The organism is Rhodopseudomonas parapalustris, assembly GCF_053772255.1.
Genome location: NZ_JAMKBZ010000015.1, coordinates 90,943 through 111,223 on the forward strand (window position 1 = coordinate 90,943; position 20,281 = coordinate 111,223).

The 20,281-nt window shown below is 65.9% G+C and carries 20 protein-coding genes; 8 read left to right on the forward strand and 12 right to left on the reverse strand.

Annotated features, from left to right (window positions below; all coding sequences use genetic code 11):
- The first annotated feature begins 19 nt into the window (after positions 1 to 19).
- Positions 20 to 2,299 carry a xanthine dehydrogenase family protein molybdopterin-binding subunit gene (locus tag M9H71_RS14860; protein WP_455405775.1) on the forward strand — a complete coding sequence of 760 codons (2,280 nt, stop codon included), beginning with the start codon at positions 20 to 22 and terminating at the stop codon, positions 2,297 to 2,299.
- A 138-nt stretch (positions 2,300 to 2,437) separates the two neighbouring features.
- On the opposite strand, the gene M9H71_RS14865 is transcribed toward M9H71_RS14860, so the two are convergent.
- The 3 genes from M9H71_RS14865 to M9H71_RS14875 form a co-directional block, all read right to left on the reverse strand.
- Positions 2,438 to 2,587, reverse strand: a complete 150-nt coding sequence (locus M9H71_RS14865; RefSeq protein WP_455405738.1) for a hypothetical protein — start codon at positions 2,585 to 2,587, stop codon at positions 2,438 to 2,440.
- 152 nt (positions 2,588 to 2,739) lie between these two features.
- Positions 2,740 to 3,339, reverse strand: coding sequence for an NAD(P)H:quinone oxidoreductase (wrbA, locus tag M9H71_RS14870; protein ID WP_455405739.1), 600 nt, complete (start codon positions 3,337 to 3,339; stop codon positions 2,740 to 2,742).
- Between the two features lie 204 nt (positions 3,340 to 3,543).
- Positions 3,544 to 4,242, reverse strand: a complete 699-nt coding sequence (locus tag M9H71_RS14875) for a pirin family protein (RefSeq protein WP_455405740.1) — start codon at positions 4,240 to 4,242, stop codon at positions 3,544 to 3,546.
- Positions 4,243 to 4,372: 130 nt separating this feature from the next.
- Between M9H71_RS14875 and M9H71_RS14880 the strand changes: the two genes are divergently transcribed.
- Positions 4,373 to 5,296, forward strand: a complete 924-nt coding sequence (locus M9H71_RS14880) for a LysR family transcriptional regulator (protein WP_455405741.1) — start codon at positions 4,373 to 4,375, stop codon at positions 5,294 to 5,296.
- A gap of 14 nt (positions 5,297 to 5,310) precedes the next feature.
- On the opposite strand, the gene M9H71_RS14885 is transcribed toward M9H71_RS14880, so the two are convergent.
- Entirely contained in the window at positions 5,311 to 6,147 is an 837-nt protein-coding gene (locus tag M9H71_RS14885) for a protein-disulfide reductase DsbD domain-containing protein (protein ID WP_455405742.1), read from the reverse strand.
- Positions 6,148 to 6,281: 134 nt separating this feature from the next.
- Here M9H71_RS14885 and M9H71_RS14890 point away from each other — a divergent pair, with 134 nt between their 5' ends.
- Complete coding sequence (locus tag M9H71_RS14890) at positions 6,282 to 6,935, forward strand: YqgE/AlgH family protein (RefSeq protein WP_455405743.1); 654 nt, start codon at positions 6,282 to 6,284, stop codon at positions 6,933 to 6,935.
- A 144-nt stretch (positions 6,936 to 7,079) separates the two neighbouring features.
- On the opposite strand, the gene M9H71_RS14895 is transcribed toward M9H71_RS14890, so the two are convergent.
- Both M9H71_RS14895 and M9H71_RS14900 read right to left on the reverse strand, forming a co-directional pair.
- On the reverse strand, positions 7,080 to 9,959 hold the full coding sequence (locus M9H71_RS14895; RefSeq protein WP_455405744.1) for an EAL domain-containing protein: 2,880 nt from the start codon (positions 9,957 to 9,959) through the stop codon (positions 7,080 to 7,082).
- Between the two features lie 121 nt (positions 9,960 to 10,080).
- The gene (locus M9H71_RS14900) at positions 10,081 to 11,079 is read right to left on the reverse strand and encodes an NAD(P)H-quinone oxidoreductase (RefSeq protein ID WP_455405745.1); all 999 of its coding nucleotides are present in this window, start codon (positions 11,077 to 11,079) and stop codon (positions 10,081 to 10,083) included.
- Between the two features lie 113 nt (positions 11,080 to 11,192).
- Between M9H71_RS14900 and M9H71_RS14905 the strand changes: the two genes are divergently transcribed.
- Positions 11,193 to 11,384 (forward strand): DUF1192 domain-containing protein, encoded by a 192-nt coding sequence (locus tag M9H71_RS14905; protein WP_455405746.1) that lies wholly within the window; start codon positions 11,193 to 11,195, stop codon positions 11,382 to 11,384.
- 420 nt (positions 11,385 to 11,804) lie between these two features.
- A complete protein-coding gene (rcdA, locus tag M9H71_RS14910; RefSeq protein WP_455405747.1) occupies positions 11,805 to 12,314 on the forward strand; it encodes a protease adaptor protein RcdA in 510 nt (169 codons plus the stop codon).
- A gap of 210 nt (positions 12,315 to 12,524) precedes the next feature.
- Here rcdA and rpmE read toward each other — a convergent pair whose 3' ends face one another.
- On the reverse strand, positions 12,525 to 12,752 hold the full coding sequence (rpmE, locus tag M9H71_RS14915) for a 50S ribosomal protein L31 (RefSeq protein ID WP_455405748.1): 228 nt from the start codon (positions 12,750 to 12,752) through the stop codon (positions 12,525 to 12,527).
- A gap of 197 nt (positions 12,753 to 12,949) precedes the next feature.
- Between rpmE and M9H71_RS14920 the strand changes: the two genes are divergently transcribed.
- Positions 12,950 to 14,854 (forward strand): ABC transporter transmembrane domain-containing protein, encoded by a 1,905-nt coding sequence (locus M9H71_RS14920; RefSeq protein WP_455405749.1) that lies wholly within the window; start codon positions 12,950 to 12,952, stop codon positions 14,852 to 14,854.
- Between the two features lie 8 nt (positions 14,855 to 14,862).
- Here the strand turns inward: M9H71_RS14920 and M9H71_RS14925 are convergent, their stop codons facing one another.
- From M9H71_RS14925 to M9H71_RS14945, 5 genes are all read right to left on the reverse strand, one after another.
- Positions 14,863 to 15,156: a type II toxin-antitoxin system RelE/ParE family toxin gene (locus M9H71_RS14925; RefSeq protein ID WP_455405750.1), complete on the reverse strand. Its 294-nt coding sequence runs from the start codon at positions 15,154 to 15,156 to the stop codon at positions 14,863 to 14,865.
- A complete protein-coding gene (locus M9H71_RS14930) occupies positions 15,153 to 15,380 on the reverse strand; it encodes a hypothetical protein (protein WP_455405751.1) in 228 nt (75 codons plus the stop codon). Before M9H71_RS14930 ends, M9H71_RS14925 begins: the two co-directional genes overlap by 4 nt.
- Before the next feature lie 37 nt (positions 15,381 to 15,417).
- The gene (locus M9H71_RS14935; RefSeq protein WP_455405752.1) at positions 15,418 to 15,867 is read right to left on the reverse strand and encodes a GNAT family N-acetyltransferase; all 450 of its coding nucleotides are present in this window, start codon (positions 15,865 to 15,867) and stop codon (positions 15,418 to 15,420) included.
- 148 nt (positions 15,868 to 16,015) lie between these two features.
- Complete coding sequence (locus M9H71_RS14940; protein ID WP_455405753.1) at positions 16,016 to 17,041, reverse strand: peptidoglycan -binding protein; 1,026 nt, start codon at positions 17,039 to 17,041, stop codon at positions 16,016 to 16,018.
- Entirely contained in the window at positions 17,041 to 18,060 is a 1,020-nt protein-coding gene (locus M9H71_RS14945; RefSeq protein ID WP_455405754.1) for a flagellar motor protein MotA, read from the reverse strand. The genes M9H71_RS14940 and M9H71_RS14945 overlap by 1 nt, the downstream gene beginning before the upstream one ends.
- 180 nt (positions 18,061 to 18,240) lie before the next feature.
- Here M9H71_RS14945 and M9H71_RS14950 point away from each other — a divergent pair, with 180 nt between their 5' ends.
- Positions 18,241 to 19,068, forward strand: coding sequence for a DUF1295 domain-containing protein (locus M9H71_RS14950; protein ID WP_455405755.1), 828 nt, complete (start codon positions 18,241 to 18,243; stop codon positions 19,066 to 19,068).
- Positions 19,065 to 20,090 carry an SAM-dependent methyltransferase gene (locus M9H71_RS14955; protein ID WP_455405756.1) on the forward strand — a complete coding sequence of 342 codons (1,026 nt, stop codon included), beginning with the start codon at positions 19,065 to 19,067 and terminating at the stop codon, positions 20,088 to 20,090. Before M9H71_RS14950 ends, M9H71_RS14955 begins: the two co-directional genes overlap by 4 nt.
- The last annotated feature ends 191 nt before the right edge of the window (positions 20,091 to 20,281 follow it).

The following is a 20,281-nucleotide window of genomic DNA, read 5'->3' on the forward strand; positions in this document are numbered from 1 at the left end:
CGGCGCCGTGCAGGACGTGATGGAGAAGGCGGTCGCGCTCGCGCCCGATAGCTGGATGCCGGGCGGCGATCCAGATCCCTTGATCCGCGCCAAGCACGGTTCGATCGGCGCGTCGATCCCGCGGGTCGACGGTCCGCTGAAGGTGCGGGGCGCCGCGCCGTTCGCGGCGGAGTTCGCGCTCGACGGCATGCTGTACGCCGCGCTGAGGTTCAGCACCGTGCCGAAGGGTCGGATCGCGACGCTCGACACCGCGCAGGCCGAGGCCGCGCCCGGTGTGGCGCTGGTGATGACTTATCGTAATGCACCGCGGATGAAGCCGATGCCGCTGTTCATGACGGCCGAGAAGGCCGATGGCGGCGACAATCTGCCGATCATGCAGGACGACCGCATCCATTGGAACGGTCAACCGATCGCCGTTGTGTTGGCGGACACGCAGGAGCAGGCCGACTACGCGGTCTCGCTGATCAGAGCGACTTACGAGGCCGAGCCCGCGGTGACCAGCTTTGGCACCGCGAAGGCGAAGGGCACCGAGCCCGGTCTGTTCATGGGACAGCCGCTCAAGGCCGAGAAGGGCGACGCCGAAGCGGCGCTCGCCAAAGCGCCGGTCCGGGTCGATTGCCGCTATACGACGCCGCGGCACAATCACAACGCGATCGAGCCGCACGCCGCCACGGTGGTGTGGGAGGGAGATAAACTGATCGTGCACGATGCTTCACAGGCCGTGCAGCACACGGCGTGGTCGCTCGGGGACATCTTCGGCATCGCCGAGGAGCAGGTCCACGTCACCTCGCCATTCGTCGGCGGCGGCTTCGGCGGAAAATGTCTGTGGCAGCATCAGGTGCTCGGCGCGGCGGCGGCCAAGCTCGCCGGCCGGCCGGTACGCATCGCATTGTCGCGCGAGGGCGTGTACCGGATGATCGGCGGCCGGACGCTCACCGAACAACGCTTCGCCATCGGCGCCGAGCCAGACGGTCGCTTCGTCTCGCTGATCCATACCGGCATCGCCCCGACCTCACGACAGAACGCGTTCCCCGAGCCGTTCATCCTGCCGACGATGAGTAGTTACGCCTCGCCGAACATCAAGCTCGATGTCGAAACCGTCCACCTCGACATGCTGGCCAATACCTTCATGCGGGCGCCGGGCGAGTCGGTCGGCACCTTCGCGATGGAATCGGCGATCGACGAGATGGCGGTGGCGCTCGGCATCGATCCGGTCGAGCTCCGCATCCTGAACCAGCCGGACCAGGATCCACTGAAGGGGACGCCGTTCTCGTCCCGGCACATCGCCGAAGCCTGGCGTGCCGGTGCGGAGCGGTTCGGCTGGTCGCAGCGCAACCCGACCGCCGCCAGCGTGCGCGATGGCGAGTGGCTGGTCGGCCTGGGCTGCGCCACCGCGACCTATCCGTATCACCGCATGCCTGGCGGTGCGGCGCGTATCACCCTGAGCCGCGACGGCACCGTCAAGGTCGAGATCGCCGCGCACGAGATGGGCATGGGCACCGCGACCGCGCATACTCAGGTGGTGGCCGAGCGGCTCGGCCTGTCGCGTGATCAGGTGACGTTTGCGTATGGCGACTCGACACTGCCCGGCGCGGTGCTGGCCGGCGGCTCGCAGCAGACGGCATCGATCGGTGCCTCGGTGATCGCGGCGCATCATGTGCTGATCGAGGAGCTGCTCAAGCTGGCCGGCAACGACTCGCCGCTCGCCGGCCTCAGCGCCGACGAAGTCGGCACCGTGAACGGCGGCCTCGCCAAGCTCGACGATCCATCGCGCCACGAAAGCTACGTATCGATCCTGACGCGATCGGGCCGCGATCATGTGGCGGCCGAAGGCACCGCCTCGGCGCCGCTCGAAACCATGCACTGGTCGATGCATTCGTTCGGGGCGCTGTTCTGCGAGGTCGGCGTCAACAGCGTCACCGGCGAAACCCGCGTGCGGCGCTTCCTCGGATCTTACGATTGCGGCCGCATCCTCAATCCGAAGACCGCAGCGAGCCAGTTCCGCGGCGGCATCATCATGGGGCTCGGCTTAGCGCTGATGGAGGAGACACAGTTCGACGAGCGCAGGGGCCGGGTGATGAATCCGAGTCTGTCCGACTATCACGTCCCGGTGCATCTCGACGTGCCGGAGATCGACGTGATCTGGACCGACATTCCCGATCCGCGCGCCCCGATGGGCGCCCGCGGAATCGGCGAGATCGGCATCACCGGGGTCGGCGCCGCGGTCGCCAATGCGGTGTTCAACGCCACCGGCAGGCGCATTCGCGATCTGCCGCTGACGCTCGACAAGCTGATGTGAAATCGATCGGGTCGTGGAGCCGCCCACGGCCCGTTCGTCACCTTGCGGTGGCGGCGTTTCGCGCTTGGGCGGGGAAAGTTGTTAGCTGTGGCGGCCGCGCTGGGGTGGGGATCGGCGTATCGCAGTGGGCCTGAGGAATCAGTCCTCGTCCGGCGGAGTGACGCCGGTGCAGCTTCGGCACTGCCGCTTGCCATAGGTCGCGATACTGAGGCTCTTGCACACCAGACGCTTGGCCATCGCCTGCAGCGGGCTGCGCGCCAATTGAAGCATCAAAACCATCTCGAGCATGTCGTCGTCTCCCCACCAGCAAGGTGGAAATGGTGCGGAGGCAGCGGGCACAGTAGTCCCGCTGCAGCGCAGCAGGCATGCATGATAGATGCATCTGCATTAAATTTGGCCGGGACGGGCGGGGCGCGCTCGGGGCGCCCCGCCGCTCCCGATCAGCCGTGGAGCTTGATCGCGGTTTCGGCGATGGTCTTGCCCTGGTAGCGGGCGCCCGCGAGTTCGGTTTCGCTCGGCTGCCGCGAGCCGTCGCCGCCGGTGATCGTGGTGGCGCCATAGGGCGCACCGCCGGTGACCTGGTCGAGCCGCATCTGGTCGCCGAAGCCGTAGTTGAGGCCGACCACCACCATGCCGAAATGCAAGAGGTTGGTGATGATCGAGAACAGCGTGGTCTCCTGGCCGCCGTGCTGGGTCGCGGTCGAGGTGAAGGCGCCGCCGACCTTGCCGTTCAGCGCGCCGCGCGCCCACAGGCCGCCGGCCTGATCCAGGAAGTTGGACATCTGCGACGCCATCCGGCCGAACCGCGTGCCGGTGCCGATCACGACCGCGTCGTAATTGGCAAGATCTTCGACGGTTGCGATCGGCGCGGCCTGATCGAGCTTGTAGTGCGACGCCTTGGCGACCTCCGGCGGCACCAGCTCGGGCACGCGCTTGATGTCGACCTGCGCGCCGGCCTCGCGCGCGCCCTCGGCGACCGCATTGGCCATCGCTTCGATGTGACCGTAAGCCGAGTAGTAAAGAACCAGAACCTTCGCCATGGGGGATCTCCGTTTGCTGGGTGATTGGGTGGGGCAAGTCGTTAGGTGAGCGTCAATGGCCGGGCTTGACCCGCCTGCGGGGCCGAAGCCCCCTTCGGCGCGGCGAAGGCCCGGCCATCCATCCTTCTTCGCCACGACTCTTGCGAAGCGGATGGATGCGCGGGGCGAGCCCGCGCATGACGTTGGTGACGAGAGGCGGCGGCCTTACGCCGCGTCGACCAGCACGAGCTCGGCGTCGGCGAGCGCGGTGATGGTGAGCTTGGTCTCGCCGTGGATCGCGGCGCCGTCGCGGGCGTTGACGCGCACACCGTTGATTTCGACGCTGCCGGCGGCCGGCACCAGATAGAGGTGTCGCGTCTTGTCGGCGTCGTATTCGGCGCTCTCGCCGGCCTTCAGTGTCGTCGCCAGCACCCGCGCGTCGGCGCGGATCGGCAGAGCGTCGGTGTCGCCCTTGAGGCCCGACGCGATGGTGACGAGCTTGCCGGAGCGATCGGCCTTCGGAAACGGCTTGGAGCCCCAGGTCGGCTGGCCGCCGCTCTGCGTCGGCTCGATCCAGATCTGGAAGATCCGCGTTGTCTCCGGCTCGAGGTTGTACTCGGAGTGCCGGACGCCCGAGCCCGCGCTCATCACCTGAACGTCGCCGGCCTCGGTGCGGCCCTTGTTGCCGAGCGAGTCCTGATGGGTGATGGCGCCGTCGCGCACATAGGTGATGATCTCCATGTCGCGATGCGGATGCGGCGGAAAGCCGGTATCGGGCGCGATCTCGTCGTCGTTCCAGACCCGCAAGGCGCCGTGGCCCATGTTGTTGGGGTCGTAATAGCTGGCGAACGAGAAATGGTGCCTGGCCTTGAGCCAGCCATGGTCGGCGCCGCCGAGACGGTCGAAGGGACGGAGTTCAATCATTGAAACCTCCTGATGTCGGGCGCTGGGTTGGCGCCATTGACTTGCGTTGGCTCTTGAATAGGGATCCCCTCGTGGTTCATAAATAGAAATGATCGAAACTCATCGTTTCCAAGAATGACTTAAAGTTCCCATGTCGCAATTGCCTGACTTCGAGGCGCTGGCGATCTTCGCCAAAGTGGTGGAGCTGCGCTCGTTCGCGGCGGTGGCCGCTGAACTCCGGCTGTCGAAGGCGACGGTGTCGAAGGCCGTGACCCGCCTGGAGAAGCGGCTGGGGGCGCGGCTGTTCAATCGCACCTCGCGACGGCTGGCGCTGACCGATGCCGGGCATCGGCTCGCCGAACGCGCCGCGCAACTGCTGGCGGATGGCGAGGCCGCCGAGGCCGAGGCGCTGGCGCAATCGGCCGCGCCGCGCGGCCTGGTGCGGCTGGCGGTGCCGATGACGTTCGGCGTTAAAATCATCGCGCCGCTATTGCCCGAGTTTCTGCTCGCCTATCCGGACGTGTCGATCGATCTGCATTTGTCCGATGCGATGGTCGATCTGATCGGCGACGGCTTCGATGCCGGCGTGCGGATCGCATCGTTGCCAGATTCGTCGCTGGTGGCGCGCCGGCTGTGCGCGATGCCGCGCTACACCGTGGCATCGCGCGCCTACCTGGAAGCGCACGGCCGGCCGACGCATCCGATGCATCTGGCCGAGCATCGCTGCCTCGGCTACGCCTATCTGTCGACACCGAATACTTGGCACTACAGCAACGAAGCCGGTGAGCAGGTTGCGGTGCGGCTGGCCGGTCCGCTCCGCGTCAACAATGGCGAAGCGCTGCTGCCGTCGGTGACCGCCGGGCTCGGGATTGCGGATCTGCCGGAGTTCATCGTCGGCGATGCGATTGCGGCCGGCGAGGTCGAAGTGATTCTGCAGGGCTGGCACCAGCGCGAAGGCGCGGTGCATCTGGTCACACCGCCCGGCGGTCCGCGGCCGGCGCGGGTCGAGGTGCTGTCGGAATTCCTCGCCGATCGGCTCGGCCGCTTGGGTCGCAGACGGGACGGCGCGCGCTGATCCACGCGCCGGCCTCAGTCGAGCGTGGCGTTGATCTCGTAGGCCCGTTCCGGGCCGACCAGCGTGAATTTCAGCGCGGCACCCGAGGCTTGTGCTCCGGGCGGGAGGCCGTCGAGCGCGAAGCTGAAGCGGCGCAGGCCGGGCGGCGCGCCTTTGATCTCCTTCGGCACCGGCAGCGCCCATTCGGGCGTCGGTCCTTCGACGAACAGACTGATCTTGGCCTTGGGCGGCGCGACGACATCGACCTCGACGTCCTTGTCCCCCTTCCGCGTCACGTCTCGGATCGCCACCGGATTGGCGTCGCCGACATTGGCGGGCACCGGCACCGAGTCGAGTGCGGTCGCCAGCGCACCGTCCTGGGTCGATGCGACGCTGGCGAAGGACAGTTCGGGCGTCGCCTGAACCGGAATGCACAGCTTGTCGCAGACCGCGTAGTCCACGGTCGCGCGCAGCGTCACCGGCTTGTCGGCATGTTTGGTCACAATGCGCAGCGGCAGAACCACCTGGCCCTTGTAGCCTAGCGACGTGCCGCCGGCTCCATCGGGAAACGCCTGCGGCGCAGGCCACAGGATCGTCACGGTCTCGACGTTCTCCGACTTCGAGAAATCGAACCGCGGCGGCACGCCGGAATCACCCGGAGTGCGCCAATACGTCTTCCAGCCCGGCTGCAACTGGAAAGCGATGCCACCTAGCAGCACCGCGCCGCTGCGTGATCCGGCGAGCAGCCGAACCGCAGAGTACTGCTCGCTGACCCACGGCGACACATCCTCGGCGCGCGCGCCGCAGATGGAGGCCGCAAGGACAGCGGCGGCGGCGAACACGGTGGCACGGGACGGAACGATTGCGATCATTTGACGTATCTAGAGTTTTGGCGGCGGCGGAGCCACTGAAATGGCGATGAAATCGCGACGATTCGGCGGGGTGAGATTGATTGACAGGATCGGCACCCAATATCAGGATGATGGTGCAACGCGAGGATCCCCTGATGGAGACTGAATCCAAAAGGCCGAAGTCCGGCGCAGCCAAGAAGTCTCGCGCCGCCAAGGCGCGTGGCGAGGGGCCGAGCTATCTGGACGGCCAGCTCCTGATCGCGATGCCGGTGATGGAAGACGAGCGGTTCGCGCGCTCGGTCATCTACATTTGTGCGCATTCGTCAGAGGGGGCGATGGGAATCATCGTCAACCGGCCCGCCGGTAGTATCGACTTCCCGGAGCTGCTGGTTCAGCTCGACATCGTCGAGAAGGCCGAGCAGATCCAGCTTCCCGACCACGCCGAATCCATGAAGGTGCTGAGGGGCGGACCGGTCGAGACCGGCCGCGGTTTCGTGCTTCATTCGAGTGACTTCTTCATCAAGGACGCCACCTTGCCGATCGATGACGGCATTTGTCTGACCGCCACGGTGGACATCCTCAAGGCGATTGCCGGTGGCACCGGACCGAAGCACGCCATCCTGGCGCTCGGCTATGCCGGCTGGGCACCCGGCCAGCTCGAAAACGAAATCCAGGAAAACGGCTGGCTGCATTGCGCAGCCGACGCGGATTTGGTTTTCGGCGACGACATCGAAGACAAATACGACCGCGCCTTGCACAAGCTCGGCATCGAGCCCGGGATGCTGTCCGCCGAGGCGGGGCACGCATAGCGCCTCAACACGGATGTCGTCGCCCGCGCAGGCGGGCGACCTAGTATTCCAGAGCCTTCGTTTTTATCTGCGAGCGCACCGCCGTACTGGATCCTCCGCCTTCGCGGAGGATGAAGAGTGGACCGGGCGGCGCCTGATCCTGTCTCAGCTCGCTGCTGCCAGGCGCTGCTCTTCGGTCAGCAGCTTCATCGCCGCGTCCGCGTCCATCGGTTCGCCGAAGGCGAAGCCCTGGGCGTATTCGCAGCCAAGCTGGTACAGCTCCACCGCGTCCGAATCCGTCTCGGCGCCTTCCGCCACCACGTCCATGCCGAGGTCGTGCGCCAGCGCGATGATCGACTTCAGGATCACCGGGCGGGTGCCACGGCTGGTGGTGCGAACGAACGACTGGTCGATCTTGATGGTGTCGAACGGGAAGCGCTGCAGATAGCTCAGCGACGAATGGCCGGTGCCGAAATCGTCGAGCGACAGCCCGACGCCCAGCTCGCGAATCCGCTGCAGCATCTGGGCGGCGTGCTCCGGATTCTCCATCACCAGCGACTCGGTGAGTTCGAGCTTCAGCGTGCCGCGCGCCACCGAGGATCGCGACGTGACGGTGCGGATGTCGTGCAGCAGGTCGTGGCGCAGAAGCTGTCGCGACGACACGTTGACGGAGGCGAACAGCGGCTCGCGGGCGCGCATCGCGCGCTGCCACACCGAGAGCTGCTTGGCGGTCTGATCGAGCACGAAGGTGCCGAGCTCCACGATCAGCCCGATCTCTTCGGCGATCGAGATGAACTCGCTCGGCGACATCCGGCCGAGCTTGGGATGATCCCAGCGCGCCAGCGCCTCGAAACCGGCGATCGAGCGATCTTCGAGCCGCACGATCGGCTGGTACAGGATGGTGATTTCCTTGCGCTCGATGGCGCGGCGCAGCTCGGATTCCAGCGTCAGCCGGTCCGATTTCCGCGCCCGCATCGCCGGCTTGTAAACGTCGATGCGGTCGCCGCCGATCCGCTTGGAGTGATACATCGCCAGCTCGGCGTCCTTGATGATCTCGTCGGAGAGCTGGGTCTGCGGGTCGCTCAAAGCGAGGCCGATCGAGGCGGTCAGGAAGATCTCGCGATCGTTGAACGCGATCGGCGCCTTGATGGTCTTGCGGATTGTCTCGGCGAAGGCGGTGATCTTGGCCGGGTCCTGCTCCGACATCAGGATCAGGCCGAACTGATCGCCGGCGATCCGCGCCAGCGTGTCTTGCGGCTTGAGAATCCGGCTCAGCCGGCGCGCCAGCGTCAGCAGAATGGAGTCGCCGACCGCAATCCCGACGGAATCATTGACCTGCTTGAAGCGGTCGAGGTCGATCACCATCAGGGTCGGCCGCAGTGTCGGCATCGTCTTGGCGAAATTCGCCACCGCGCTCAGGCGGTCGATGAACAGTTTGCGGTTGGGCAGGCCGGTGAGGTTGTCGTGCACGCTGTCGTGCAGCATCCGTTCTTCGGCGTTCTTGACCTCGGTGACGTCGGTCAGCGTACCGACCACCCGGGTGACTTCGCCGTCGGTGCCGACCACCGGGCGTGCCTTCAGCGAGAACCACATGAAGTGGCCGTCCGGGGTGCGCAGCCGGAAGTCCTGGGTCAGGCGGCCGCGGCGCTGGTCGAGCACCGAGTCGAGCGCAGCGCGGAAGCGGTCCTGATCGAGCGGGTGCAGCACTTCGAGCCAGCTTGCCGCCGAGCCTTCGAGCGCGCCGCGCTTGAGGCCGAGCAGGGCTTCGGTTTCAGGGCTGGTGAATACCTTGTCGGCGGAGACGTCCCAATCCCAGATCAGGTCGCCGGAGCCGATCAGCGCCAGCGCCCGGCGCTCGACGTCGGAGATCACCCCGCCCGCGGCGCCGCTGCCTGCGAAGGCGTGCTGCATCACGGTGAAGCCGATCAGCATCACGATCAGCACCAGGCCGCCGAGTAGCGCCGGGCCGACGATGTCGTTGGTGACGGCGCCTGCGACCGCCATGCCCGAAGCGACCACCCAGACCACCAGCAGGAACCAGGTCGGGATCAGCAGCACCGCGCGGTCGAAGCCGTGGGTCGACAGATAGACGATCAGCCCGAAGCCGGCGAAGGCGATCAGCACCAGCGAAATTCGCGCGATGCCGGACGCGACCGCGGGATCGAACAGCGCCAAAGCGACCAGCGATCCGAGGAAGACCAGCCAGCCGAAGGTGATGTGCGAATAGCGGACGTGCCATCGACTGAGATTGAGATAGGCGAACAGGAACACCAGCAAGGTCGCGGCGAGGATCGCCTCGCCGGAAGCGCGCCACACCCGTTCGGCGCCGGACGACATGTCCAGCACCTTACCCCAGAATCCGAAATCGATGCCGATATAGACCAGCACCGCCCAGGCCAGCGCCGCCGCGGCCGGGAACATGATGCTGCCCTTGACCACGAACAGGATCGTCAGCACCAGCGCCAGCAGGCCGGAGATGCCGATCACGATGCCCTGGTACAGCGTGAACGAGTTGACCTTGTCCTTGTAGGCCTCCGGCTCCCACAGATAGAGCTGTGGCAGCTTGTCGGTCCGCAGTTCGGCCACGAAGGTGATCACCGAGCCTGGGTCCAGCGTGACACGGAAGATGTCGGCGGTCGGGCCTTCCTGTCGCTCGGGGCGATCGCCGGTCGACGGCGTGATGGTCGCGATCCGCGACATGCCGAGATCCGGCCACAGCAGCCCGGAGCCGACCATCCGGTAGTGCGGCGCCACGATCAGACGATCGAGCTGATCGTCGGAGTTGTTGGCGAGCGCGAACACCACCCAGTTCTGGCCGCCTTCGCGGGCGCGAACTTCGACGCGGCGGACGATGCCGTCATTGCCGGGCGCGGTTGAGATCTGAATCCGGTCGTTATCGCTGTGCAGATGTTCGAGCACACCGGTGAGGTCGATCGCCGGCGCGTCACTTCGAACGCTGACGGCATCGAGGGCGTGGGCCTGCGGGGCAGCCGCAACCATCATCACGCCCAGCGCCAGCAGCGCGAGGCATCTGATCAGACGCAAGTCGGTTCTCCGCGTTCACACCGGGGCGAACGGCGCGGCCCCGCGCACCGTGAGCTACCGATAGATGACATGAAAGCGAGTGGAAACATAGACTTTACAGCGATCCCGGGAGTTGTCCTGCTCACACAGTCAACACAATTTTGCCAATATGCTGGCTGGTTTCCATTCGCCGATGGGCGTCGGCGGCCTCGCGTAGTGCGAAAGTGCCGTCGATCAGCGGCTTGATCCGGCCTTGCTCGAGCAGGGGGAGCACCTTGGCTTCGATCGCCGCGACCATCGCGGCTTTGTCGGCGTTGGAGCGCGGCCGCAGCGTCGATCCGGTGTGATGCAGCCGCTTGGTCATCAGCTTGACGAAGTTGACGTTGGCCTTGGCGCCGCCGAGAAACGCGATCTGAACGATGCGGCCGTCCATCGCGGCGGCGTCGTAGTTGCGCTCGATGTAATCGCCGCCGACCATGTCGAGGATCACTTCGACGCCTTTGCCGCCGGTCGCTTCCTTGACTGCGGCGACGAAGTCTTCGGTCTTGTAGTTGATGGCGCGGCTGGCGCCGAGCTTCAGGCAGGCATCGGCCTTATCCTGCGAGCCGACGGTGGTGATCACTTTCGATCCCAGCGCGACCGCAAGTTGGATCGCCATCGTACCAATCCCAGACGAGCCGCCGTGCACCAGCAGCGTTTCGCCGGGCTGCAGGCCGCCGCGCTCGAATACGTTGTGCCACACCGTCATCAGCGTCTCCGGCGTGGCGCCGGCTTCGATCATCGAAAAAGCTGCCGGCACTCGCATCGCCTGCGCGTCCTGGGCGATGCAGTATTCCGCATAACCGCCGCCGGCCACCAGCGACATCACCTTGTCGCCGATCTTGTGCCGGCTGGCGCCTTCGCCGAGCGCCACGACTTCGCCGGCGATTTCCAGCCCCGGCAGATCGCTGGCGCCGGGCGGTGGCGGGTAGCTGCCGGAGCGCTGTGCCACGTCGGGACGATTGACGCCCGCGGCGGCGACCTTCACGAGGATTTCGCCCGGACCCGGTTGCGGCACCGCCCGCGTCTCGGGCAGCAGGACCTCGGGGCCGCCGGGCTTGCTGATCCCGACCACGGTCATTTGCGAAGGGATCGGTTCCATGATTTTTCCTTGGCTGGCGAGGCAGGTGGGTGTCATCTGGCGGCGCAGGCTGTGATTAGACAGCCGGAGGCCGGCTGGCAACCGCAGCGGATCACGAACGGGCGAGGGACGCGATGGCGATCGAGGACGACGACAAGCCGAGGACCAAGACCAGCCATGATATCGGACAGGATCTGTCACTGCTGTCGGTCGAAGAGCTCAGCGGCCGGATCGCGCTGCTGAAAGCCGAGATCGCCCGGCTCGAAACCGCGCTGTCGATGAAGCGGGCGACCCGGGAAGCTGCGGATCGCATATTCAAATCATGAACGAAAAGTTGATAGCAGGTGCGTTTCTGTCTCGTGTTGGGACAGTTCGCGCCGGCCGCGTCATGGCAAACAGAGGGTAAACAAATTCGCTCGTTTACGCCCGATTAAGCTTTCCCGCGTACTACTGTGGATGTCCATCTTTGGACCGAGTGGCTCCTGTCCACTCTGTTTTGACGCCTCCCTGTTATCAACTTAAAAGCCGCCGGAAACGGCGGCTCTTTTTTGGCCTCGGTATCGTCCGTAGTGCCGGCGTCACGCTTTGGTCATTGACCGCCACAATGCTGTCTCTGAAGCTGCGTTAACCTTTGTGCGCGGGTCCGCTGGACTCCGGACGAGGGCGGCGTAATGATTTGTTCATCATAAGCCGGCGCGCAGCTTCGCGAGCCCGGCAGAAGTACACGGTAGTGTGAGGCGTTGATCATGTCTGATGTCGCGCAGGGCGAAGCCGCCTTGGTGGTGCTCAGCGAGCGGCTGACCAGTTCGGCAGCGTTCACGGCACTGTTTCGGGAAGGGATGGACCTGGTCGAGGAGACCGCCGCCTATCTCGACGGGGCCGGTCGCGCCGAGGCCAAGCTGCTCGATCGGGCCGTCAGCCTGACCTACGCAACCGAGAGCATGCGCCTGACCACCCGGCTGATGCAGCTCGCCTCCTGGCTGCTGCTGCACCGGGCCGTCAAGGAAGGCGAGATGACGCTGATCCAGGCCAATCGCGAAAAAACCAAGGTGAAGCTGTCCGCCGCCGATCCCGGCGCGCCGGACGTGCTGGAACGGCTGCCGGAACAGTTGCAGTCGCTGATCGCACGGTCGATGAGCCTGCAGAGCCGGATCCGCCGGCTGGACTCCAGCATGCACACCCCGCCGGAGCCGATCGCGGTCGGCAATCCCCTGGTGCCGCAGCTCAACATGCTCAAGGCAGCGTTCGAGAACTGACGCGCCTCTAGTTTCGCTTGTTCTCAAGCCGCAATGGCCGGGCTCGTCCCGGCCATTGGCGTTTTGAGCGCCTGCACGGCTCCGTCCCCGCCTCCCGAAGTCTCGCAGGGGCCTGATCCGCCAACGCAAAACGCCCCGCGCGAGCAGGGCGTTTGTCGTGTTCGGTCGTCTGAATAAGCGGCGAGCAGCCGGCGAAAGCCGGCGGCCGGCTCAATCCTTCTTGAGGAAGCCCGAGAACTTCTTCTGGAAGCGCGACACGCGGCCGCCGCGGTCGAGCACCTGCTGGGTGCCGCCGGTCCAGGCCGGATGCGACTTCGGATCGATGTCGAGGTTCAGCTTGTCGCCTTCCTTGCCCCAGGTCGACCGCGTCACGTATTCGGTGCCGTCGGTCATGACGACGGTAATGGTATGATAGTCCGGATGAATTTCGGTCTTCATGGGTGATCCCTTGCGCTCGCCGGCGCCTGCATCGCGATGATTTCGGGCGAATTTGCCGGGCTCTATATCCCAGCAACGCCGCCTGCACAAGGCACCGCACACGATCCGGTGACCGGGGTGTCCCGGATTTGCCACCCACGACGATTGCGGCCTATGTGGTGCCGGCTGAAGCGTTTCCATCGATTTGGCAGTTTCGAATGACATCACCGAACAAACCGCAAGGTCCCAACTCCGACGCGTCGGCGATCACTCTGTCGCTGGATGCGATCGCCGCGACCGAGAACGTCGGTCCGCGCACTGGCACGTTGCGAGCCGATGCCGATTCCAGCCAAGTCGAGGAGGTCGCGGCCGTCGTCAAGCGCAGCCGGCTGAAGCCGCTGCTCGAGCTGATGCCTTACGTGGCGCGTTATCGGGGCCGCGCTGCGCTGGCGCTGGTCGCGCTGGTCGTCGCAGCGGCGACGACGCTGCTGGTTCCGGTCGCGGTGCGGCGCCTGATCGACTTCGGCTTCAGCGCCGAAGGCGTCGCACTGATCAACGGCTATTTCACCGTGATGCTCGGCGTCGTCGCGGTGCTCGCGATCGCCAGCGCGGCGCGTTATTACCTGGTCATGACGATCGGCGAGCGGATCGTCGCCGACGTCCGCCGCGACGTGTTCCGGCATCTGACGGCACTGTCGCCGGCATTCTTCGATTCAGCGCGCAGCGGCGAACTGATCTCGCGGCTCACTGCCGACACCACCCAGATCAAATCCGCCGTCGGCGCCTCGGTGTCGATCGCGCTGCGCAACATGCTGCTGTTCGTCGGGGCGATCTCGATGATGGTGGTTTCGAGCCCGCGCCTGTCCGGTTTCGTGCTGGCGGCGATTCCGCTGATCGTGATCCCGCTGGTGGCGTTCGGCCGCTGGGTGCGGCGGTTGTCGCGCAACGCGCAGGACACCCTGGCCGACGCCTCCGCCTATGCGTCGGAACTGGTGGGCGCGATCCGCACCGTGCAGGCCTACACCAACGAGCGCGTCGCCAACGCGCGGTTCGGCGGCGCCGTCGAACAGTCCTACGAAGCGGCGCGCAGCTCCACTTCGGCACGGGCGCTGCTCACGGCCATCATCATCTTCATCGTGTTCGCCAGCGTGGTGGCGATCTTGTGGGTCGGCTCGCACGATGTCGCCACCGGCATCATCACCCCCGGCCGGCTTGGTCAGTTCATTCTGTACGCGGTGTTCGCAGCCTCCAGTCTCGGCCAGCTCAGCGAAGTGTGGGGCGAAGTCTCGGCAGCCTCGGGTGCGGCGGAGCGGTTGTTCGAAATTCTCCGCGTCAAGCCTCAGATCGCCGCGCCGGCGCAACCCAAAGCGCTGCCGATGCCGGTGCGCGGCGAGGTCGTGTTCGACAATGTCAGTTTCTCGTATCCGACCCGCCCGGATTTCAGGGCGCTGGACGGGCTGTCGCTGTCCATCCGGGCCGGCGAGAAGGTGGCGATCGTCGGTCCCTCCGGTGCCGGCAAGAGCACGCTGTTTCATCTGCTGCTGCGATTCTACGATCCGATCTCGGGGTCGGTCTCGCTGGACGGCGTCGCCATCAACACTGCCGATCCGCAGGCGGTGCGCGAGCGGATCGCTCTGGTGCCGCAGGACTCGGTGGTGTTCGCCGCGACCGCGCGCGACAACATCCGTTTCGGCCGCGATGATGCCAACGAACTCGACGTCGAGCGCGCCGCCCAGCAGGCCCACGCGACAGAGTTCATCTCGCGCCTGCCGGAAGGCTTCGACACCATGCTCGGCGAGCGCGGCGTGACGCTGTCCGGCGGCCAGCGTCAGCGCATCGCCATTGCCCGTGCGATCCTGCGCGAGGCGCCGCTGTTGCTGCTCGACGAGGCGACGTCGTCGCTCGACGCCGAAAGCGAAGTGTTGGTGCAGACCGCGCTGCAGCAGTTGATGCGCGACCGCACCACGCTGGTGATCGCGCATCGGCTCGCCACCGTGCTGTCGTGCGACCGCATCGTGGTGATGGAGCACGGCCGCATCGTCGAACAGGGCACCCACGCCCAACTCGTCGCCCGCGGCGGCCTCTACGCCCGCCTGGCCAAGCTGCAATTCGAGGCGGCGTAGGTTCGCGTTTACTTCGAACGGTTTGGTAGGTTCGGATCTCGCGCCGCATGACGGACTGCGTGGATGGTGATCTCGTCTGTGCCGACCTCGTAGAAGATCAGATACGGATAGGGCGTCGTGACCAAACGCCTGACCGCTGCGTCGTCTGTCCGCGTTCCAACTCTCGGATGCGTTCGAAGCAGTTCGATCGCGCTTCGAATCCGTGCTTGGACACGCTTTGCGCTTTGCGGCGATTGTTCGGCAATATAGGCGAGGATGGCACTGAGATCGGCAAGTGCCGGCTCGGTGAAGCGGACCTTCACAGGTCGTACTTGGCCCACAGCATGCGGACATCCTCGTCGGACGCGAAGGCTCCGCGCCTCGCCGCAACTTTCGAGCGTTCGATCGCAGTCCGCTCGTCGTCCGACAGCTCAACGATGACGTTATCGTCGCCGGTAAGCTGCAGCACTACCCGCGCAATATCGTCCTGCAGCTCGTCAGGAAGACGGCGAGCCACTTCCAGCGCCTGATCGAGTAGCTTGGTCATAGGATAAGACTAGCAATTTCCGGCTGCTTGCGGAAGCTCACGGCCGCCACAGCATATTCAGCACTGGCCGGCCTGAACTGTTGAGTTCCTCGCCGGTCACCGCGAAGCCGTTGCGGCGGTAGAATTTGATGGCGCGGTAGTTGTCGGCGTTGACCTTGAGAGTGACCTCGGTCGGCGAGCGCCGCTTGGCCTCATCCACCAGCGCCTCGGCGACGCCCCAGCCCCAATGTTCGGGTTCGACCACGAGCTGGTCGAGATAGCCGGCTGCGTCGATGGTGACGAAGCCGATGAGCGCGCGGTCCTGCGCGGCGACGATGATCGCCGCCTGCGGCACCAGCTCGTTGCGCCAGCGCTCGCGCCACCACTCGACCCGCTTGGTGAAGTCGATTGCCGGATAGGCGAGCTGCCAGGTCCGCAGCCACAGCGCGATCGCCGAATTCTCGTCGGCAGCGTCGTAAGAGCGCAGCGTGAAGTTGGGGGATGTCATCGCCCGTACCATGAACCGTCACTCCGGGGCGCCGCGCAGCGGCGAGCCCGGAATCCGTGGTCACCGGTGGAGATTATGGAGTCCGGCCCTGCGCTGCTGGCGCCGCGCATCCCGGAATGACGACGCTGAGGATATTCGCCGCCCAAGCTCACCGCTCCGTCAGCTTCAGTTCGATACGGCGGTTGCGCTTGTAGGCGTCTTCGGTGTCGGCGGTGTCGAGCGGCTGGAATTCGGCGAAGCCGGCGGCGACCAGGCGTTGTGCGGGCACGCCGAGTGAAATCAGATACTGCACCACCGAAATCGCCCGCGCGCTGGACAGCTCCCAGTTGGACTTGAACGCACCGGTAATCGGCCGCTTGTCGGTGTGCCCGTCGACCCGCACCACCCAGGGGATTTCCGCCGGGATCTTCTTGTCGAGCTCCTTCAGCGCATCGGCAACCTTATCGAGCTCGGCGCGGCCTTCCGGCAGCAGCACCGCCTGGCCGGTGTCGAAGAACACTTCGGACTGGAACACGAAGCGGTCGCCGACGATGCGGATGTCGGGGCGGTCACCCAGGATGGCGCGCAGCCGCCCGAAGAATTCCGAGCGATAGCGCGACAGCTCCTGCACCCGCTGCGCCAGCGCGACGTTCAGGCGCTGGCCGAGATCGGCGATCTTGTTCTGGGATTCCTTGCCGCGCTTCTCCGAGGCGTCGAGCGCCTCTTCGAGTGCGGCGAGCTGGCGGCGCAGCGCGGCGATCTGCTGGTTCAGCACCTCGACCTGGGCCAGCGCGCGGGCCGAGATCTGCTTTTCCGAGTCCAGCGCCTTGTTCAGTTCACCGGCACGGCCGGCGGCGTCGTTGCCGGCCCCGGCAAGGCCGTCGTACAGGCCCTTGACCCGGTCGCGCTCGCTTTCGGCGGCCGACAGCCCGGCGCGCATCTGGGCGAGCTGCTCCTCGAGATTGAGCTTGCCGAGTTTTTCCAGCGACAGGATGTCGTTGAGTTGGGCAATCTTGGCGTTCAGCTCGGCCAGCGCCTTGTCCTTGCCGGTGACCTCCTGCGACAGGAAGAACTGCACCACCAGGAACACGGTGAGCAGAAACACGATGCCGAGGATCAGCGTCGACAGCGCGTCGACGAAGCCGGGCCAGTAATTGAAGCCGGACTCCTGCCGGCGGCCGCGGGCCAGCGCCATCAGCTCTTCTCCGGCTGGCGCAGGTTCTTCTCCGGCCGTTGCACCAGGGCCGACAGCAGTTCCTTGATCTCGCGGTTCTGCTCGCCCTGGGCGTCGGCCCATTCGCGGATCATCTGCTGTTCGTTGCGCATATGCGCCACCAGACTCTGGATCGCATTGGCGAGGTTGGCCATCGCCGCCGTCGTGGCGCGATTGGCGCCGCCGTCTTCCAGCGTCAGCCGCAGCCGCTCCAGCGCGGCCTGCAGATCGGCGCTGCCCGCGAGCGCGCCGTCGCCCGCCGAACTGCGCACCGTCGAGGCCAGCCAGTCTTCGAGGTCGGTATAGAACCGGTTCTGGGCCTGGCTGGATTGCAGGTCGAGAAAACCAAGCACCAGCGAGCCGGCGAGTCCGAACAGCGACGACGAGAACGAGATCCCCATGCCGCCGAGCGGGGCGGCGAGGCCCTCCTTCAGCGTGTCGAACAGCGAGCCGGCGTCGCCGGTGACCTTCAGGCTGCCGATCACCCCGCCGATCGATCCGACGGTCTCGATCAGGCCCCAGAACGTGCCGAGCAGGCCGAGGAACACCAGCAGCCCGGTCATGTAGCGCGAGATGTCACGCGCCTCGTCGAGCCGGGTGGCGATCGAATCCAGAAGGTGCCGCATCGTTTGCGGCGAGATCGCGATCCGCCCGGAGCGTTCACCGCCCAGAATCGCCGCCATCGGCGCCAGCAGGCTCGGCCGCCGGTCGAGCGCCAGCCCGGGATCGCTGATGCGGAAGTTGTTGACCCAGGCGACCTCCGGATACAGCCGGATCACCTGGCGGAAGGCCAGCACGATGCCGATCAGCAGCACCGTGCCGATCAGGCCGTTGAGCCCGGGATTGGCCATGAACGCGGCCAGCACCTGCTTGTACAGCACCACCACGATCAGCGCGCACAGCACCAGGAATACCAGCATCCGCACCAGGAAGATTCGCGGCGACGACAGCTTGTCGAGTTCGATCTCCATCGCGTGGCGCGGGGAAGGGCCTGAAGCCATCGTCGGTTCGGTCTCCGGTTTGCCGGAAGCGGCTGTTTCACCCAATATGGCACAGCACGGCGCGGAAGAAAGCCGTTGCGGCGGTTATCCGCTTCCGCGTCGCGCTGGAACTCGAATCGAAACGCCGATGCGGTCCGGCACGTATCTGCAGGCGCAGCATGGCAGTCGAACGACGGGTGGATGATGACGGGTGTGTATCTCGGGGCGCTGGCGGGAATCGCGGTGGCGCTGGCGGTGTTGATGGCGGGTGCCTGGGTGGTGCAGCAGCGGACCGGCAATTCCGGCTGGGTCGACACCATCTGGACGTTCTCGCTCGGGCTCACCGGCGCAGCCGCTGCGCTGTGGCCGATTGGCGGCGTGGCGCCGGATGCGCGGCAATGGCTGGTGGCGGTGCTGGTCGCGGCGTGGTCGCTGCGGCTCGGCTCGCACATCGCGGCCCGAACCCGGCACATCACCGACGATCCGCGCTACGCCGCCTATGCCGCTCAGTGGGGTGCCGACGCGCCGAAGAAGATGTTCTTCTTCCTGCAGAACCAAGCCTACGGCACGATCCCGCTGGCGTTCGCGATCTTCGTCGCCGCCCATGCGCCGGCAGGCGGCCTGCGGCTCCAGGACTATCTTGGCGTGCTGATCCTGATCGCCGCGATCGCCGGGGAGGGGTTGGCCGACTCTCAGCTCAAGGCGTTCCGCGAAAATCCGGCCAACAAGGGCAAGGTGTGCGACGTCGGCCTGTGGGGCTGGTCGCGGCATCCGAACTACTTCTTCCAGTGGTTCGGCTGGCTGGCCTATCCGGTGATCGCGATCCCGTTCGCCGATCCGCTGTCCTATCTCTGGGGCTACGCCGCGCTGCTGGCACCGCTGTTCATGTACTGGATCCTGGTGTACGTCACCGGCATCCCGCCACTCGAGGAACAGATGCTGCAATCGCGCGGCGACCGCTATCGTGACTACCAGGCTCGAACCTCGATGTTCTTTCCCCTGCCACCCCGGCGCTCCGCCACGTCATGAGTGCTGTCGCCTCGCTGATCGATGCCGCCGAGCGGCTGCCGCTGCCGGACGCGGTGATCCGCCTCGGCATCCGGGCGCTGTGTGCGCGGACCGCGGCCAAGATGGCGCAGGGCAATCCGGCGACCGACGCCGCGTTCGCGCAGGCGATGGCCGAACGGGCGGTGGCCGAACACACCGATGCCGCCAACGCCCAGCACTACGAAGTGCCGGCGGCGTTCTTCGGCAAAGTGCTCGGGCCGCATCGCAAATACTCGTCCTGCTTCTATCGCGATGCCGAAACCGATCTGGCTCAAGCCGAGGCGGAGGCGCTACGGCTGACGATCGAGCACGCCGATCTGCGCGACGGCCAGGCGATTCTCGAACTTGGCTGCGGCTGGGGCTCGCTGTCGCTGGCGATGGCCGAGCGGTTCCCCGGCGCGCGGATTCTATCGGTGTCGAATTCGGCATCGCAGCGTGAATACATCGAGGCCGAGGCAACGGCGCGGCGCCTGACGAACCTGCGGGTCGTCACATGCGACATGAACGCCTTCGAACCGAACGAGACGTTCGATCGGGTGGTCTCGGTCGAGATGTTCGAGCACATGATGAACTGGCGCAAGCTGATGACCCGGATCCGCGGCTGGCTGAAGCCGGGCGGGCTGTTCTTCATGCACATCTTCAGCCATCGCCGCGGCGCCTATCTGTTCGACCGCGCCGATCGCGCCGACTGGATCGCACAGCATTTCTTCACCGGCGGGGTGATGCCGAGCCATCGGCTAATCCAGCAGTATGCCGATCTGTTCAAGATCGACGAGCAATGGCGCTGGAGCGGTCGTCACTACCAACGGACGGCGGAAGACTGGCTGGTCAATTTCGATCGTCACCGCGGTGAAATCGAAACTATCCTGCGGCCGGTCTATGGCGACGACACCGCACTGTGGATGCGGCGCTGGCGCTGGTTCTTTCTCGCCACCTCCGGCCTGTTCGGCTACGCTGACGGCGATGAATGGGGCGTTAGTCACTACCGCCTGAAGCCAGCGTGACGAGTCGCCCGAGGGGCGCGACGTGATGCCGCTCCCTGCCGGCTGCGAAGCTCGCTCCTGCCGCTGCGCCTCGCAAACCGGATCGCCGGGCCGAATTCACAACGCTGTGAGTAGCGGCGGCCGAGCTGCCCCGAGAGGCTCGAAATCCCGTTTAAGAAACAGCTAACTACATGGAACTAATCGGTTCTTGG